The organism is Micromonospora sp. NPDC048170 (genome assembly GCF_040652795.1).
In the GTDB taxonomy this organism is placed as follows: Bacteria; Actinomycetota; Actinomycetes; order Mycobacteriales; family Micromonosporaceae; genus Micromonospora.
In genome coordinates this window covers 60130-76702 of the sequence record NZ_JBEZMR010000001.1, presented here as the reverse complement: position 1 = coordinate 76702, position 16573 = coordinate 60130, and the positions used below count along the sequence as shown (strand labels likewise).

The window sequence follows — 16573 nt, the reverse complement described above, 5'->3', positions numbered from 1 at the left end:
ATGAGCCGTTGATGTTCGGCGGGATCATCGGGACATGAACGACCGTACGGCCGTGCGGCGGTTGTCGCTGCGGCGGTGGCGGATCCTGTCGTTCCTGGCGCAGCACGGTTCGGCGTCGACACTGGATGTGGCGCTGGTCTGTGACGTGTCGCGGCTGACGGCTCACCGGGACCTGGCCTGGTTGCACGACGAGGGGCTGGTGCGCCGCGATCGCTCGGCGGAGGACCGCACCCACACCTGGTGGTACGCGGCCACGGCGCAGGGAGCCGAACTTCTCAGGCGTGAGCTGGCGGCATCCGGGCGGTCGGTGCCTCTGCAACTGGGCCGACGGCATCCGAGCCCGGCGGATGCCCTGCTGTTCCTGCCGTTGGTCGAGGTGTCGCGGCGGAATGCCGGGACCTGCGAGCTATTCCAGTGGTTAGCGACGATGGAAACCTCGGCGCGGCTGCGCCAGCATGACCTGGCCCACCTGCGTGCCGACGGCTACGGCGTCTGGTTCGAGGACGGGCGCTGCCTGCGGTTCCTGGTGCACGTTGACCGAGGCCCGGTAGGCGACGCCATCGCCGAGCAGGAGAAGCGGACGTCGGGACTGAGTGGGCTGCTGACCGGCTACCGGCGTAGCCACCGAGCGGTGCCGGTCGGGACGGTGTTGATCACCGCTCAGGACACCGAACGGGAAGAGCAACTGCTGACCGACCTGGTCCGCGATCCGCTACGACCGCAGATTGCGGTGACCACCAGGGAGATGCTGTATCGGCACTGGCCCAATGATCAGGTGTGGAGGCTGCCCGGGGACGGCATGGCCCGGCGGCTGACCGACCTCGGAGCCTGATTCGTCTCATGCCTCCGATGCTGCGTTGCACGTTGGAGTCAGCTGCGATCAGTCCTGCCGGCCGGCACCTCGCCGGCCAGCCGTGTCGCCGCTTCGAACGCCGTCGCCCACGGGAATGCCTTCTGGCGGCTGTTGCCGCCGCCGGGCGGGTGCGGCTCCCATCCGTCGTCGGTCCCGAGAAGGACCCGGACGCGCTCCCTACGGAGGTTCGCCACGGCACGTTGGAAGGGTGCGCGGGCGGCCAGGGCGGCGTTGACGAACGGGACGACCACGGTCGGCACCTGCCGGCCGACCAACTCGGCGACTGCGGTCAACGCGTAGTTGTCGGCGATGCCGAGGGCGATCTTGTTGACTGAGTTGTAGGTGGCGGGGGCGATGATGAGCGCATCCGCTGCGGGGAGCGAGCGGTGGGTCCGATCGGACGACCGGTAGGTGGACCGGACCGGGTACCCGGTCAGCCGCTCGATCGCTTCCGCGTCGATGAAGTCGAGGGCGCTGGGGGTGGCGGTGACCGCCGTTGTCCACGCCTGTTGCGTCGCGGTGGTGATCAGTTGAGTCACGTCTGCGGCGGGCCCGGCAGCGCAGACGACGATTTGTAGGTGGCGGCGAGTCATACGTGGATCCCGGCTTGCTGGGCGAAGTCGATGACGGCGGTACGGACGTGCCCGTGGGTGAGGACTGCCAGGTCGCTGGCGATGCCCTGCACCGCTGGCCGGCACCGGATCTCCTGTGGGGCCACCTCATACGCGCTGCGTAGCGCGTTCAGGCCGTGCTCGTAGCGATCCCACTGCGTGTAGGCGCGTGCCACGTCGACGAACAGGGAGGCCTTGCGTTCGGCGAGGTCGATCCTGTCCAGCGGCACCTTGCGGGCGAGAGCAATCGCGGTGCCGGCGTCGCCCAGGGCCAGCGCGATGTTGACGCGGTGCAGCAGGACGTTTGTGGCACCGAACCCGGTCCACCGGTCGTTGCCGTCATAGCCGAGTCGTCCTGCGGCGTGGGAGGCCTCGTCGAGCATGACTTGTGCGCTGTCTCGGTTGTCGTCACGGGCTGCGGCGATAGCACCGCGCAGCAGCAGCGCGCCGTAGACGGCGACTGCGTCGGTCGAGGCGAGCCGGGTGCCACGTTGAAGGGTCTCGGCCGCGTGTTCGGCAAGCTGCCGTGCCTGATTGTTGTGGCCGTTGCTCATAAGGGCGTGGGTCATGATCCGCGCGCTGGCGGCCATCGCCACCGGGTCTTGACTGATCAAGGCGGCGCGGGTGCTGCGTTCAGCGGCAACCAGAGCCATGCCCTTGTCACCGACCTTGAGCAGCACGCTGCCGACGACGTGGTACATGTCGCTGGAGGCGGTCACCGCGTAGCCCACGCCGCTGCGCCTCCTGATAACACCAGGGCACCATCAGCAGGTACCGCGCCCGGTTCTGAAGCACCGACGTACCAGGGAACAGTAGGTCACTGAACGCGTCCCGGACCTGGCCGATGCCCAACTCGTCCCGGCTCTCCGTGTCACTGAAGAGCTTGAGCAGCTCACGAACGCGCTGCTGGTCGTCGCGAGAGCTGTCCAGCCAGCTCAATCCTGAGGCCATGAATGCCTTCCGCTCATGCTTCTGCGACATTGATGAGGCCGCTGAGCGGACCGGTGGGCAGTGCGATCCAGCCCTCGGTACGTGCGACCATTCGCTGCTCGTCGTCTGGCTGCGTCGCCATGTCGATCGCCGCGGCACGCGCATTCAGCGCCGCGATCACCGAGTCGAACGCGTCATGGCTGCGTCGGCACAGCGCCTCGAAGGCACCCAACTCCAGCCAGGGCGCGGCCCTGCGGAGTGCGCTCACAAGATCGGCTTGCTGGTCGTTCTGACCCCGGCCCTTGTAACCGCGGTACGTCAACCCCCAGCGGCACAGGGCCGCGGCCGGGTATACCTCGACGATCCTGCCGCCGCCGCAACGGTCGATGTCCTGTCCGGCGGCGGCGAACATCGCCAGCAATCCGGCGCAGCGAAAGGCGGCATGAGCGATGCGGTCCGCAGCCACACTGAGTGGGATGATGCTGGTTTCCTCACGGACCACCTCGTCCGTCAGCCGGTAGGCCAAGCGCCGCCGCCACTGCGCACCGTCGCCGTCGGTGACGGTGACGTGGCCGGACCGGTGGGCTGTGACGAGCGCGATGAAGGGTTCCGGCCAGCCGAGCGGGCAGTCCAGCCCGATCTTGTCCGCGTCCTGGCCTGCCTTCACGATCCGGCCGTCGCTGACGTCGAGGACCAGGTCCCGCACCACCGCGCGGCCCGACAGCCATTCGATAGTGGCCATCGCCGTACGCTTATCCGCCGCTGCGAAGTCGACGCCGAGGGTCAGCACCGCACCACTCTAGGTGCAGTTCACTCGGTACAACATGGCTCGGTCGCCGGTCGTTATAGGACGTTTAGTCGTATCCGGCTGCCGATTTGGTGGGCCAGGACGGCCTCTCCATGTAGGTAGGACCTGCGTCGCCAAGTTCTCGGCGTCCCTGCATGAGTCGAATGGCCGGCAGGTGGCCCCCAGGGTGGGTCGTATGAGTCAATAAAGATCAACCTTGCCTCTCGGCTCGACAGGATCTACGGCGTGGGAACGCTGTCGTGCTTGTGGCGCGCGGCTCCGATGAACGGCCCGCGTAACTGATCACTGCCGATTGGATGTTTCCCAAGGTCATCCGGGCCACTCGCGGTGCCTCGCCCCGGTTTGCCTGGCTGATTCGGCGCGAACTGAAGGCGGCCATGTACACCTACTGGGCCCGGGTCTGTCCGGAGACCGAACGTGTCGGTGCGCAGCGGCAGAAGCTGCTGCTGCTCGCCCACTACGCCGGCCCCGATCTCGGGCGTGGGCTGGCTAACTGTGGCGGGCGCTGTCCCGCGCAGGTCACCACCACCACCATAAATTCGACGTCACCGCAGCCGAACTGGCCTGGCTCCGCAAACGCGGGGCAAGCGAAGGATGCTCACATCTACGACGACCCGGTTGCGCGGAAGGATGACTTCCCACTCGATAACTGGCATCCTGGAGTCCAGTGCTGCTTCGAAAGGGGCGCGGTGGCCAGGCATCACACGATCAATGACTGGTACCTCGGTCGTGGCTTGTCCACTGCGGGTGACAGGACTGACGACGAGGCTCCCGATCGCGGGCCCGACACATGGCTGGACCGAGCCATGGCCGGACCTGACCGTTCCGCCGCACCCCTCGTCATCAAATCCAATCCGCCTGCACGGCGACGAGGCAAGGCGGACGTGATCGCGACGTCGGCAGTCATTCGCCGCGCACCGAAGCCGTCGGTTCGTGAACTTGAGAGTGAGATTACTGCGATTCTGCGCTCGAGGGCGCAGGAATCCGTCCAGAAAATTCTTCATCGCAAGGGCGACGGTTGGGCTCGCCTGACGTCGAAAGAAATCTCTCTCGCGGTACGCCGGGTGCAATCCCGAATCAAGCGTACACCGAAGCCTCGCAAGGCGGCGGCGGTCGCTGCGGAATCCAGACCCGTCGAGGTGCTCCCTCCTCTCAAGGAGATTCGACGTGTGGTTCTTCATATTCATGCGCTTCGTCCTCTGTGGGCCACCTGGGAGATCTCGCGTTACCTGCGCAACAGGGGATGGTCGAACGTGTCGACCGACCTGGTGAGGAGCATTCTTCCGCCGCCTGGCAATCCGGTACCTGGTACCGGTAGCCCGGCCGTTAAGCGTCGCCGCGCCAAGACCAAGAAAGAGTGGATCGGCCCGAAAACCCGCAAAGCGCTACAGCAAGGGGCTTCGGCCCGCCAGGCGGAATCCGCTGCCGCTCCGCCGCCCGTGACGCATCGAACGCCACCCGAGGTTTTCGCACGAGACGCGACGCTCTGCCCTTCATGCGGCGTGCGGATCTCGATACTCGGGTCGTGCCGCTGCTCGTGAACATCTTTCACATGCCGATGTCGAGGGTGGCTTGCGAAACAAACCACCCTTTCTGTGAGCGCCCGGACATATAAACACCACCGGTGCGGTGCGCGGTCGTGCGACCCGGAACCGCACACTCGCCGGGGCTCGAGACCCCATGCCAGCGCGTGCCCGTGGGTGCTCGGTGGATGCTCCGGCGCAATGGACGGGCCAGCATCTGGTGGAGTAAGCGGGACGCCTTCAGGCACGGTTTGGGATTGACCGCGATTAGATGGACTCACGCGACCCGGCTGGACGCAATGACAGAACCAATTCCAAGCTCTTAATCCGCGGGTTCGGGTTCGAGTACCTGGTGGCGCACCAGCAATAGGGGCTCTGGCCTGGTGGTTCACACCAGGTCGGGGCCTTTTTCGTGTACGCGGGTGGCGGGCGGTCGCTCGGCGGGTGCTCGGGAGCCGTTGGACCGGCCAGGCCTATGTTGGACGCGGTGCGGTCGTCCCGTGGACGCCAGGTCAGGTCATGTGCGGCGCTCGCGAGGTAGCTTGTCGTATGTCGATCGTCGGTCAGCAAGGCGAACCGGCACCGACCGGGTCGAGGTCCTCCCGATCGACCTCGGTAACCCCGCCGTGTGCCCGGCACACCTGCTTGTGCCAGTTCCGAGGGTCGGTCGATACGCGTCCCCAGCCGGCGTTGTTGTAGGACACGAGCATCTCTGCGCCCTTCGGGGCGAGCTGCTCGGGAGTACCCGCCGCTGGCAGGACGACCTGTGCCGCTCCGTCGCCGCGTAGCCTGTCCCAGAACGTCGCGGGCTCGGTGCGCTGCACCACGAGGCTTTCGCCGGTGGACAGCGCGATCCGGCCCGGCATCGCGAACCAGTGCGGGCGGGTTCCGTTCAGCTCGAAGCGTTGGACGTCCCGGCCGCCATCCGTGCTCTGCAGCAGTAGCGGACCGTCGCTGTAGGTGATCGCCAGGCGGTCCCCGTCCGGGTGCAGGGCCAGCCCGTACGCCGACCGCCCCCGATCATCACCGAGCGGCTGCCACCCCCCTTCGCGGCGGCCGGTGGCAAGGTTCCACGTCTCGATGAAGTTGTCTGGCGCCGTCAGGACGAACACCACCGGCCGCGTCGGATGGGGCGCCGTAAGCACGTAGCTGTCGGCGATTCGGAACGGTCCGCTGCGTTGCGCGCCGGTGCGGGCGTCCCACACAGAGGCCGTACCGTTGCAGATGGCGACCACCGTCGCCGCCGAGTAGGCCCAATTCAGCGAGGGCAGGTGACCGGACAGGGCGGTGGCCGCGCCGCATTGCGGCAGGGCGATTGTCGCCAGTCGCCGCATCGTCCGGGTCTCCCAGAGCGCGAGCGAGCCGGGTGCGCTCCCCGTGGTGGCCACCAGGGTGCCGTCGCCGTTGAAGGCGAGTGAGCGGTGCAGCTCCCAGCTGGTGGTCCAGCCCGGCGTCACCCGCTCGGTGCTCACTGCCCGTTGCTGGCCGGTGCGTCGATCCCAGGCGCTCAACACCCCGTCTTGCCCCTGCACCACGATGAACTCGCCTGTCGGGTCGTACGCCGCGGCCTGCGCGGAGGCCAGGGCGAAGTCGACAGAGCCGACGGCGGGCAACTCGAGCACCGCGATCCCTCCGTCACTGTTCACGGTCAGCACGCCGCTGCCGTCCGGGGCGACCTGTAGCCGCAGTAGGGAGTCGGTCCCGTCGAAGTAGGAGAAGGGTGCCGGGAAAGAGGCGACCTGACGACGGGCACGGTGGTCCCATATCTCCACCGCCTCGTCCAACAAGCGAAAGCGCTTTCCGCCCTCTTCGAACGGCCCGTTCTCGAGAAGGGCGGTGACCCCGTGTGCCAGATCCACCGCGGCGTAGGCGCAGTAGCTTGGATCCGCCGATCGAGGCACGTCGGCGAGCAGGGGCCGCTCGCGGCCTGTCTCCAGGTGCAGCAGCAGATAGTCCACCCGCTGTACGGAGCCGCCGCGCCCCTTGCGCGGACGGCACAGGACGAGCTCGGTGCTGTCCGGAAGGGAGCCGACGACCTGGGTGCCAGCCGCCATCGGGGTCACCGGCCCCCGGGACGGGCGGAACAGCCCGTATCGGAAGCTGTTCTTGTCGTCGTATGCGACGACGCCGAGGCGACCGTCCGGGCCGAGGCGGAGCGACGCACCGTGCCGTGACTGCGGCTTCACCGGCAGGCGGGACCGCTCGCCCCGGTCGGCGCCGGTGGTGGTGTCGATCACCCCTGCTATGTCGCCCACGACGTACCCCAGGCTGGTGCCGGTGTGGTCGAGCGCAAGCCGAACCGGGCGGTCGGTGAAGAGGTCCGCCACCGGCCGGGCCAGCGGACGCCGGGCCACCGGCTTCCCGTTGGTCGCGTCCCACAGGGTCATGATGCTGTCGGTCAGGGTCGCGACGGTGCGTCCGTCGCCGCTGATCGCAGCAGCCTTGGCCCTCGTGGGCAGAACGACGACCTGAGGCGGGCGGCCGGCGGTCAAGGTGTCCAGGCGCCACACCTCCACGCCGCCCATGCTGCCGTCGTAGAGCAGTTGGGCCTCCTGGTTGGCGCTGGTGGTGAGCATCTCGTGCCCGGAACGCCAGCTCCGTGCGGGCGGTGACACCGACCGCACGTACCGGTAGCCGCGGTAGGCCTCGGCCAGGGCTTCCCGGGTCCTGGGTGTGTCTGCCCGGGCGAAGGCATCAGCCGCCACCAGCGCACCGGTACGCCCGCGCCAGGTGGACGACGCGCGCTCCAGAAGCCCGTGGGCCGCCCCGGTCGCAGCCTGTTGTTTACTCGCCCGGTCCCGCCACCACCACAGGCCGGTGGACCCGACCACGCCGCACAGCAGCACCAGGACGACCGCGAGAACCGCGGCCATCACCGTCCGGGCGGCGCGACGTAGGCGACTGCTCGCCACCACGAACTCCCGCTCCGGCACGCTGAGGTCGCACTGATGCCCGTTCATCAGCGCCTCGGCCCGGCGCAGCTCGGTGCCTTCGAGTAGTGCGGGTCGGTCGTCGGCGTCACCAGCCCAGGCGAGGACCCGGTGGCGCACTTCGCTGCGCCACCGGAGCAACTCCTGCGACTCGGCCAGCCACCCGGCCAGACGAGGCCACTGGGCCATCAGGGCGTCGTGAGTGAACTCCACCGTCTCGTTGCCGTCGACTGCGACGCGCAGTACCAGCATCCGGGTGGTGGCAAGCACCTGGGCCAGCTCCCACTGGGCCACGTCGAGTTCGTCGCGGTGGGCGATGCGGCGGGCATGTCCACCGTCCTCCAGCGGCACGGCGAGGTGCAGAGCGAGACGCCGCGTCTGCTCGCGCTCCTGCGGACCGAGGTCACGGCTCCACACCTCGTCCAGGTGCTGGGCGATCGGGCCAGCGCCCTGCTGACTCTGCTGGTAGGCCTCGTGGGTGAGCAGTCCGTCGACGGTCTGCCGTTCCCACAGGTACGTCAGCGTGGCCTGGAGCACCGGAAGACAGTACGGCTGGTCGCGCAGATCGGCGATGATCCGCTCGGCCAGCGCTGGCTCGTATCGCACCGTCCCGGCAGTGCGGACCGGCTCGGTCACCACCCGGTGCAGTTCCTCCGTGTCCATCGGCGTCACGTCGACGACGGTGGGCGCCACACGGGTGAGCCCTTCTACGGGAGCGGAGCTGTCACCGTCCGGGGGCACGCCCGTGAGATCGGCGATCACGTCGGTGCGAGAGGCGATGACCAACCGGACGTCCGGCGGCCGCTGGGACGCGCCGACCTCGGCCAGGCGCACCAGCATCGCGAGGAAGCGCCGGGCATTCGTCGGATCCGCCGCCGACAACTCCTCGAACTGATCGATGATGAGCACCAGGCAGCTGTACTGGAGTCGGTCGAGCACCCCGTGGACGTAATCCTCGGGCGGCACGTCCCTGAGCAGCGCGGCGACTCTTCCCTCCGCCTCCAGGGCTTCCGCCGGCTCCCGCTCGGGGGCAACCACCCGCTCCAGCGCCGCCGCGAGCGCCAGCCACGGATCGCTGCGGGCCGCCGGGCGAACCACGACCGGAAGGAACCCGTTCCGCCTCCTTAGGGAAGGCAGGATGCCAGCATGCAGCAGTGAGGTCTTGCCGGCTCCGGACGCGCCTTTCACCATGCAGACGCGGCCGGCCAAGACGGCCGCGACGGTCCGGTCGATCAGCCGTTCCCGTCCGTGGAAGTTGCCAGCGTCGGACTCTTCGAACGGTGCGAGCATCCGGAACGGACAGGCAGCGCGGACCTGGTCGGCCAGCAGTGGCCACGCGGTGAGCACCGTGTCGGCGGGCAGAGCGAATCCCTCGACCGCTACGCCCCGATGCCGCCGTACCGCGCGCACCAGGCCCACGACCTGGCCACGGTGGCGGTCCCAGAGCGGCGTGCCGCTGAATCCGGGCTCCACCCGTGGCGCGTCCGCAGTGGCGTCGGGTGCGAGTTGAAGCCAGCCGTGCCGGACGACACCACGAATCTCACCGACGACCCAGGTGCCGATGCCGGCCGCGTCCCGCGCGGAGCTGCCGTACGCCACGAACCCGTGACCACTCACCCCGGCCGAGCGGGCCAACGGTGTGGGATGAGCGCCCTCGGGCAGGGTGCCGTACAGTCGCAGTCCCGCCACGTCCCCTGATTCGTCTTCGGCGATCGGCTGCCAGACCTCGACCCGTGCGGTGAGAAACCGGTCCTGGCCAAGTAGCGGGAACTCCAGGAGAACCGGAGCGTCAGGCGCCGACGTCGACGCCTCGGGAAGCCGTTCCGGCAGCCCCAGGGCCCGAGCTACGACGTGGGCACACGTCACCACCTCGCAGGGACCGACCAGCAGACCGAGTCCTACGCCAGCCCTGTCCCCGTCGAGGATACGGACGATCGACGCACGCAGCGGGTATGCAGAAACACCGTCGAGCATGGGCAGGCCATCGTGCTCTGATGCTGGCCGGCTCACTCGTCGTCAGCCGATCCCCTCGGCGTGACCTCGCTACGCTGCCATTCGAAGAGGACCTTCAACTGCCCCTCGACTCCGGTTTCGGCCAACACCAACTTGCCCTTGGCAGTCACCTTGACGCCCAACTCGACGGCCACCCGCTCGGGCGAGTGCGTCTGGTTCCACGCCTCCCGCACAACCCCGGCGGCCATCAGGCGGAACCGGGCAAAGGACTCCTCGAATGGCTCGGTCACGCGACCTACCACGTCGCTTACTCGACCTGCCGAAACAACTCCCTCCACCTGCTCGGTCACTTCGGCGAGCACCACCGAGCCGTCGGGCAGGGGCACCTCAACATAGAACGCCACTTTATAAAATCCCTTCGATGGCATCCGGTGTCCGAAGCTAGCATTGTCGACGAACGCAAGAAGCCGAGAGGTCTTCTGAATCCTTTCCGGATCGCATGTCTCCACCGTGGTTCGGCTGGCCCGCGTCTCACCAGGCCCCGCCAACCGATCCGCGGTGGAAATTCGCAGGTCCGCGCAGGTGAGGCGGCGGGGGACGCTGCTGTTTCGCACCACGGCAGTCGTCGCACCTGGCGTGCTCGGCAGGGCGGGTCCGGCAATCATGATGTGGTGCCTCGCCGTCTTGGCGATCACCAGCACTCTCTCTCACTGGTACGGCGAGTCCGCTATGCGTGACTGAACCTGGATACCGGCGTCGACATCTGCTTCTGCGACCCGCACAACCCCTGGCAGCGCGACGCGAACGGCCCGCTACGCCAGTACTTCCCAAAGGGCGCCGACCTATCGCGACACAGGGGCAAAGGCCACGACGCCATCGCTGCCGCTCCGAACAGCCGACCCGCAACGGATGCCGGTTACGGCGAGTTCGGAGGCTTGGCCTTTTGTGGGTAGATCGTCTCGTGGCGGGCGAGCATGGCGACGAACTCACCGATCTTCCGCTCGCGGGTCTGTGCCCGTTTGACGGCGTTGACGCGGTGGATGAGAGCGAACCGGTTGGTCTTGGTGAGTACGTCGAACATGGCCTGGGCAGCGGGGTTGGCGGCGATGGCGGCGAGGAGGTCGGCCGGCACCTCGGCTTCCGACGGTGGGGCGTAGGCGGCCGCCCACCGCCCGTCCGCCTTCGCGGCTTCCACCACGGCGCGGCCCGGGGGCAACATCAGCCCCTGCGACTCCAGCCGGGCCACGTGGGCGACGTTGCGTTGTGACCAGGAGCTGCGGGGCCGGCGAGGGGTGAACCGGATCCAGGAGCTTTCCTGATCCCGTTTACGGGCCTGCCCGTCGATCCAGCCGAAGCACAGGGCCTCGTCGACCGCCTGCTGCCAGGTCAGCGTCGTGACGGTGCCGCCCTTCCTGGTCAGGGCGAGCCAGACGCCGGACGACGTGGCGTGGTGGGCCGACAACCACGCGCGCAGCGCGTCGGCGTCCGCGACGACCAACTCTTCCAGCTCGGCGCTCGCCATGACGGCAGACTAACCGCTGCGCGGTGGCCGTAGCCCCGGCCTTTGGCTCACCCGACTCGCGGGACCTCACCGGCCCGTCTTCGACCGTTGCGTGTGCAGCTCGGGAGGGAGTCGCTGCCCCGGATGCCGATGTGCCGGGTGACCGCCGTGTGGGTCCGGCGAGGCCGCGCCGCCTGATGTCCGGCCTGTGAAGGAATCCTTCGGCGCCATCGAACTCGATGCAAGCTCTCGACATAGACGGATGTCGCGCTATATGGTGCGGCCACCCGGGCGACATGTTCACAGTCGCCCTTTGTAGTCGACGAGGAGTGACGGTGACTGTTCGGAGACCCTCGCGTCGGGTGAGCCAACTGCTCGGCGGCGCGATGATCCTGATGATCGGACTGACCAGCCAGCCAGCCCAGGCCGCACCGCAGCGGGGCGGAGAGACGCTCGCAGCCGCCTTCGACCAGGCGGCGGCCCGCTCCGACGTGCCGCGCGACCTGCTCGCCGCGCTCGGGTACGCGGAGACCCGACTGGACGGCCACAACGGCGAGCCCAGCGCCTCCGGCGGGTACGGCGTGATGCACCTGACCAGCAACCCGAAGGTGCGAACCCTCGACGAGGCCGTGCAGCGAGCCCGACTGGACCGCGCCGAACTGCGTACCCGTGACGCGGCGAACGTCGCCGGCGCGGCGGCGGTGCTCCGCTCGTACGCCGACCAGGCCGGGCTCACCGCGGCGCAGCGCGACGACGTCAACCAGTGGTACGGCCTGATCGCCCGCTACGGCGGATCGTCCGACAAGGCCACCGCCCGGCTGTACGCCGACGCCGTCTACGACCTGCTCGCCAGCGGTTTCAACGCGACCACGGCCACCGGCCAGGTCACCGTGGACGGCCGTCCGGTCGCGCCCCAGCGAGGCGAGTACGCCGACGTGGCGCCGCTGGGCACCGCCGACTTCGGCATCCAGAGCACCGACTACGGCCCGGCGGCCTGGGTGCCGGCGAACTCGGCCAACTACACGGTCTCCAGCCGCGAGTCGGCGTACCCGATCAACTACATCGTCATCCACACCATGCAGGGCAGCTACTCCGGGTCGATCAGCTGGTTCCAGAACGCCGCCGCCGGCACCAGCGCGCACTACCTGCTCCGCTCCTCGGACGGCGCGGTGACCCAGATGGTGCGCGACAAGGACATCGCCTGGCACGCCGGCAACTGGACCTACAACACCCAGTCGATCGGCCTGGAGCACGAGGGCTACGTCAACAACGCCTCCTGGTACACCGACGCCATGTACCGGTCGTCGGCCGCGCTGACGCGGTACCTGTGCGACAAGTACGGCATCCCGAAGACCCGCAACAACATCATCGGTCACAACCAGGTGCCGGGCGCCACGCACACCGACCCGGGTCCGAACTGGAACTGGACCTACTACATGCAGCTCGTCACCGGCACCACCACGCCTCCGCCGACCTCCTGGTCGACGATCGTGGACAACACCACCGCCGGCCGGTTCACCGCGAGCGCCAACTGGGCCACCTCGACGTACTCGTCGCAGCGGTACGGCGCCGACTACCGCTACGCCAACCCGGTCTCGGCCAGCGACACGGCCTGGTACAAGGTGAACATCCCGGCCACCGCCACCTACCGGGTGGAGGTCTGGTATCCGGCCGTCGCCGGCTACAACACCACCACGCCGTACATCGTGGCGACCAGCAGCGGCAACCAGACGGTCTACATGAACCAGACGACCAACGGCGGTGGATGGCGCTCGCTGGGCAACTTCACCCTCGCCGCCGGGGACGCCAACAAGGTGGGAGTCAGCCGGTGGTCCGGTAACACCGGCTACGTGATCGCCGACGCGATCCGCATCACCCGCGTGTAGCGCGGCAACGCTGTGGGTTAGGAAGGGTCCCCTGCCATCGGATTTGTATGGCAGGGGGCCCTTCCTTGCATCCCCGGGATCGACCAGCGGTGGCGTCGCCGCCGTCCGGGGCCGCCGGGAGCCGTCGGTGTGTCGACTTCGGGGGCCGAGCACGCGCCACGAGCGGTCGGCGAACGAGGGAGTACGGGGCGACGTGCGTGCGAACTCCGCGCCGACAATCACTCGGAATTGCGTTCGGCGGCGGCCAGGTCCGCTTTAATGGAGAAACTGGCCTCCGTTGTGGTCAGATGTGTGATCACAGAAACTATGACGCCCGCAGCGCCGGGTATGTCAACTCCTCGCCGTAGGCGCGCAGCAATCCGTGTAGTACGTAACGGTCGGGTCCCCGATCCTCGATCAGATGCAACCGTGCCAGTTCGCTCAGCAATTGATGCGCCTCGGCAGGAGAGAGCAGGGCGAGGGCGGCAGCCTTTTTCGCCGTGATTTCCTCCTCTCGATGGCGGGTCAACAGTCGGAACAGCCGGGCGGCCTCCGGCGAGAGCGTCGTGTACGACCAGGAGAACACCGACCGGATGTTCGTCGCCGGATCGCTGCCGGAGAGGATGTCCAGCCGCTGGTGCGGGTTGCGCAGCTGCGCGGCGAGGTGGCCGAGCGAGGCTTCGGGGTGCCGGTTCGCGAAGGTGGCCGCGCTCGCCAGCGCCAGGGGCAGCCGGTCGCAGTGTTCGATGATCTCGTCGAGCGCCCAGTGGTCGGCGGCTGCCCGCTGGACGCCGAGGCGGCGGGCGAGCAGCTCCCGGGCCTCGACCAGCGGCATGCGAGGCAGTGTCAGCAGGCCGGCGCCGTCGGCCGTGACCAGGCCGGAAAGTCGGTCTCGGCTGGTCACCAGGACCAGCGAACCGGCCGACCCCGGCAGCAGGGGGCGGACCTGCTGGGCGTCCCGGGCGTTGTCCAGCAGGATCAGCATCCGGCGTCCGGCCATCAGGCTCCGGTAGAGGCCGACCTGCGCGTCCGGGTTCGCCGGCACCAGGTGCGGTGGGCAGTGCAGGGCCGCGAGGAGGTTGTGCAGGGCGGCGCAGGTCGTCAGCGGGCTCTGGTGCGGGTCGAATCCGCGCAGGTTGAGATGGATCTGGCCGTCGGGGAACTGGCGGCGCACCCGATGGGCCCAGTGGACGGCCAGGGTCGTCTTGCCGATGCCGGCGCTGCCCACGATCGCCTGGGTGACCGTCGCGCCGTCTCCCGGGGTGAGGTGGGTGTCGAGCCGCCACATCGGCTCCGTCCGCCCGACGAACGAAGGGATGCTGGCGGGAAGTTGTGCCGGCACCGGTCCGGTATCCGGCTTCGTCACGATCCGTGTCGGGAGCACCCGTGACGTCACGGCCAACGCCCGCGCCTCCTCGTTACTGAGGGTGAGTGCGTCGGTCAGTTTGCGGAGTGTGCCGGTGTGTGGCTGCCGGATCCGGCCGGTCTCGAGACCGCGAATCGTGCCCACGCTCAGCTGGGATATGTCGGCAAGTTCTTCCTGCGTGAGTAGGGCCCGCCTGCGTAAAGCGCGCACGAGGCCGGCGAGTGAAGCGTCTGCTGTGGATGCGTCGCTTCTCGGTTCCTCCGTCAAGGCCGTGCCCCCAAATTGATGCCTTATTAACGGTCGGTTATCTGGCTCCACCTCGCGTGGCCGGGAGAAAGTGTAGCCACTCTCTGTCGATTTTCCGGAAGGGGGCTCGCGAACTCTTATGGCCGCCAAACCGCCTGCCACGTCCGCTTTCCGGCTATTGCTGAGGTACGTTCGTCCGCACCGTCGGGTCCTGTTGCTCGGCACGCTGGTGAGCTCCGTCGGCGGCGCCACGGCCCTGGCGACACCACTGTTGGCAAGGGAGTTCGTCGACCGGTTGGGCTCGGGGCGACCGATCCTGGGGCTGAGCGTCCTGCTCTGCGGGATCGTGCTCGCCGGTGCCGCCGTCGCCGCAGGGGGCCGGTACCTGATCGACCGGACCGCCGAGGAGATCGTCCGTGACGTCCGGTCCGGCCTGGTCACCCGGCTGCTGCGGCTGCGGGTCGGCGCGTTCAACACCACGCCACCCGGTGACCTGATCTCCCGGGTCACCGCCGACACCACGCTGCTGCGTCACGCGACCACCAACGACCTGGTGGACCTGCTGCTCGGGACGGTCGTCCTGCTCGGAATGGTCGGGTTCATGGCGTACCTGGACCCGGTCCTGTTCGGCGTGGTGGCCGTGGTGATGCTGGTGGTCGGCGGGGCCACCGCCCTGGTCCTGCCACGCCAGGGCGCGGCGAACCGGCGGGCACAGGATGCCCTCGGCGACATCGGCGGCCACCTGGAACGCGCTCTCGGCGCGCTGCGCACCATCAAGGCCAACGGCGCGGAGCAGCGCGAGGCGAGGGTGATGCACCGGGCGGTCGAGACGGCCCGCGACGAGGGGATCACCGCCGCCCGATGGAGCGCCGTCGCCAGCTCCGCGTCCGGACTGGTCGTCCAGCTCTCCTTCCTCGCCGTGTTCGGGGTCGGTGGCGCCCGGGTGGCCGACGGCAGCCTGCCGGTGTCGTCGTTGATCGCCTTCCTGATGTACCTGTTCTACCTGTTCTCGCCGATCAACCAGCTGGTGCAGGGGGCCAGCGGGGTACAGGCCGGGATGGCCGCCGTACGCCGCATCGAGGAGGTCGACGCGCTCTCCGCCGAGCCGGACGACCGGACGCCCGCCATCGGCACCGGACGAGGTGCCCCGGCCGGCGTCGTTCCGAACGGCGCTTTCGACGGCTACCCCGGTGGCGGCCGGTCCGCCGACGTCGCCGTCGCCTTCCGCGCGGTCCGGTTCCGGTACGCCCCCGACGGGCCGGACGTCCTGTCCGGAGTGGACTTCGAGGTGCCTGTCGGTGGGATGACCGCGCTGGTCGGCCCGTCCGGTGCCGGCAAGTCGACGGTGTTCGCCCTGCTGGAACGCTTCTACGAGGCGGACTCCGGGGTGGTGGAGTTCGCGGGCCGCGACGTCCGCGACCTGTCCATCCCGCAGTTGCGCGCGGACCTGGGGTACGTGGAGCAGGACGCGCCCGTGCTGTCCGGGACCCTCCGGGAGAACCTCCTCTTCGCCGCGCCGGACGCCTCCGCCGCCCAGCTCGCCGAGGCCCTGGAACAGACCCGGCTGAACGACCTCGTCGGTCGGCTCCCCGACGGTCTGGACACCCTGGTCGGGCACCGGGGGATGAACCTCTCCGGCGGGGAACGGCAACGCATCGCCATTGCCAGGGCCCTGTTGCGCCGTCCCCGGGTGCTGCTGTTGGACGAGGCGACCTCCGCCCTGGACGGGCTCAACGAGCTGAGCCTGCGCGACGCGATCGCCGAGGTGGCGCGGGTCAGCACCGTGTTGATCATCGCGCACCGGCTCTCCACGGTGACCATGGCCCGGCAGATCCTGCTCCTCGACGCAGGCCGGATCCGGGCCCGCGGCACCCACACGGAACTGATCGACTCCGACGACCTCTACCGAAGCCTGGCGATGACGCAGCTGCTCGACGCGGAGCCCGGCTCCGTCCGACGCACGGTTCCAGCCTCCTGATCCACTGCG

General features: G+C 68.7%; 11 protein-coding genes and 2 pseudogenes. 5 read left to right on the top strand and 8 right to left on the bottom strand.

Going from position 1 to position 16573, the window contains the following annotated elements; translation table 11 throughout:
• Positions 1 to 61 precede the first annotated feature (61 nt).
• A complete protein-coding gene (locus AB0D32_RS00225) occupies positions 62 to 832 on the top strand; it encodes a DeoR family transcriptional regulator (protein ID WP_357082366.1) in 771 nt (256 codons plus the stop codon).
• Positions 833 to 870: 38 nt separating this feature from the next.
• Here AB0D32_RS00225 and AB0D32_RS00220 read toward each other — a convergent pair whose 3' ends face one another.
• The 4 genes and pseudogenes from AB0D32_RS00220 to AB0D32_RS00205 all read right to left on the bottom strand — a co-directional run bounded on the left by AB0D32_RS00220 (position 871) and on the right by AB0D32_RS00205 (position 3184).
• Positions 871 to 1446: a flavoprotein gene (locus AB0D32_RS00220; protein ID WP_357082363.1), complete on the bottom strand. Its 576-nt coding sequence runs from the start codon at positions 1444 to 1446 to the stop codon at positions 871 to 873.
• Positions 1443 to 2174 (bottom strand): annotated as a pseudogene (locus AB0D32_RS00215) (hypothetical protein); the annotation flags it as partial. The pseudogene AB0D32_RS00215 and the gene AB0D32_RS00220, both read right to left, overlap by 4 nt.
• Positions 2125 to 2415, bottom strand: a complete 291-nt coding sequence (locus AB0D32_RS00210; RefSeq protein ID WP_357082360.1) for a DUF6361 family protein — start codon at positions 2413 to 2415, stop codon at positions 2125 to 2127. The gene AB0D32_RS00210 and the pseudogene AB0D32_RS00215, both read right to left, overlap by 50 nt.
• A 13-nt stretch (positions 2416 to 2428) precedes the next feature.
• A complete protein-coding gene (locus AB0D32_RS00205; protein WP_357082358.1) occupies positions 2429 to 3184 on the bottom strand; it encodes a DUF429 domain-containing protein in 756 nt (251 codons plus the stop codon).
• Positions 3185 to 3498: 314 nt separating this feature from the next.
• Here AB0D32_RS00205 and AB0D32_RS00200 point away from each other — a divergent pair, with 314 nt between their 5' ends.
• Entirely contained in the window at positions 3499 to 4743 is a 1245-nt protein-coding gene (locus tag AB0D32_RS00200) for a hypothetical protein (RefSeq protein WP_357082355.1), read from the top strand.
• A 545-nt stretch (positions 4744 to 5288) separates the two neighbouring features.
• Here AB0D32_RS00200 and AB0D32_RS00195 read toward each other — a convergent pair.
• Complete coding sequence (locus AB0D32_RS00195) at positions 5289 to 9629, bottom strand: trypsin-like peptidase domain-containing protein (protein ID WP_357082352.1); 4341 nt, start codon at positions 9627 to 9629, stop codon at positions 5289 to 5291.
• 32 nt (positions 9630 to 9661) lie between these two features.
• Entirely contained in the window at positions 9662 to 10309 is a 648-nt protein-coding gene (locus AB0D32_RS00190) for a CU044_2847 family protein (protein WP_357082349.1), read from the bottom strand.
• 42 nt (positions 10310 to 10351) lie between these two features.
• On the opposite strand from AB0D32_RS00190, the pseudogene AB0D32_RS00185 reads away from it, so the two are divergent.
• Positions 10352 to 10459: pseudogene (locus AB0D32_RS00185) on the top strand (IS30 family transposase); the annotation flags it as partial.
• Positions 10460 to 10524: 65 nt separating this feature from the next.
• On the opposite strand, the gene AB0D32_RS00180 reads toward AB0D32_RS00185, so the two are convergent.
• Entirely contained in the window at positions 10525 to 11130 is a 606-nt protein-coding gene (locus AB0D32_RS00180) for a YdeI/OmpD-associated family protein (protein ID WP_357082346.1), read from the bottom strand.
• Positions 11131 to 12044: 914 nt separating this feature from the next.
• Between AB0D32_RS00180 and AB0D32_RS00175 the strand changes: the two genes are divergently transcribed.
• Positions 12045 to 12995 (top strand): N-acetylmuramoyl-L-alanine amidase, encoded by a 951-nt coding sequence (locus AB0D32_RS00175; protein ID WP_357084130.1) that lies wholly within the window; start codon positions 12045 to 12047, stop codon positions 12993 to 12995.
• A 304-nt stretch (positions 12996 to 13299) separates the two neighbouring features.
• Here the strand turns inward: AB0D32_RS00175 and AB0D32_RS00170 are convergent, their stop codons facing one another.
• Positions 13300 to 14550, bottom strand: a complete 1251-nt coding sequence (locus AB0D32_RS00170; RefSeq protein WP_357082343.1) for a helix-turn-helix transcriptional regulator — start codon at positions 14548 to 14550, stop codon at positions 13300 to 13302.
• Positions 14551 to 14800: 250 nt separating this feature from the next.
• Here AB0D32_RS00170 and AB0D32_RS00165 point away from each other — a divergent pair, with 250 nt between their 5' ends.
• The gene (locus AB0D32_RS00165; RefSeq protein ID WP_357082340.1) at positions 14801 to 16564 is read left to right on the top strand and encodes an ABC transporter ATP-binding protein; all 1764 of its coding nucleotides are present in this window, start codon (positions 14801 to 14803) and stop codon (positions 16562 to 16564) included.
• Positions 16565 to 16573: the final 9 nt, after the last annotated feature.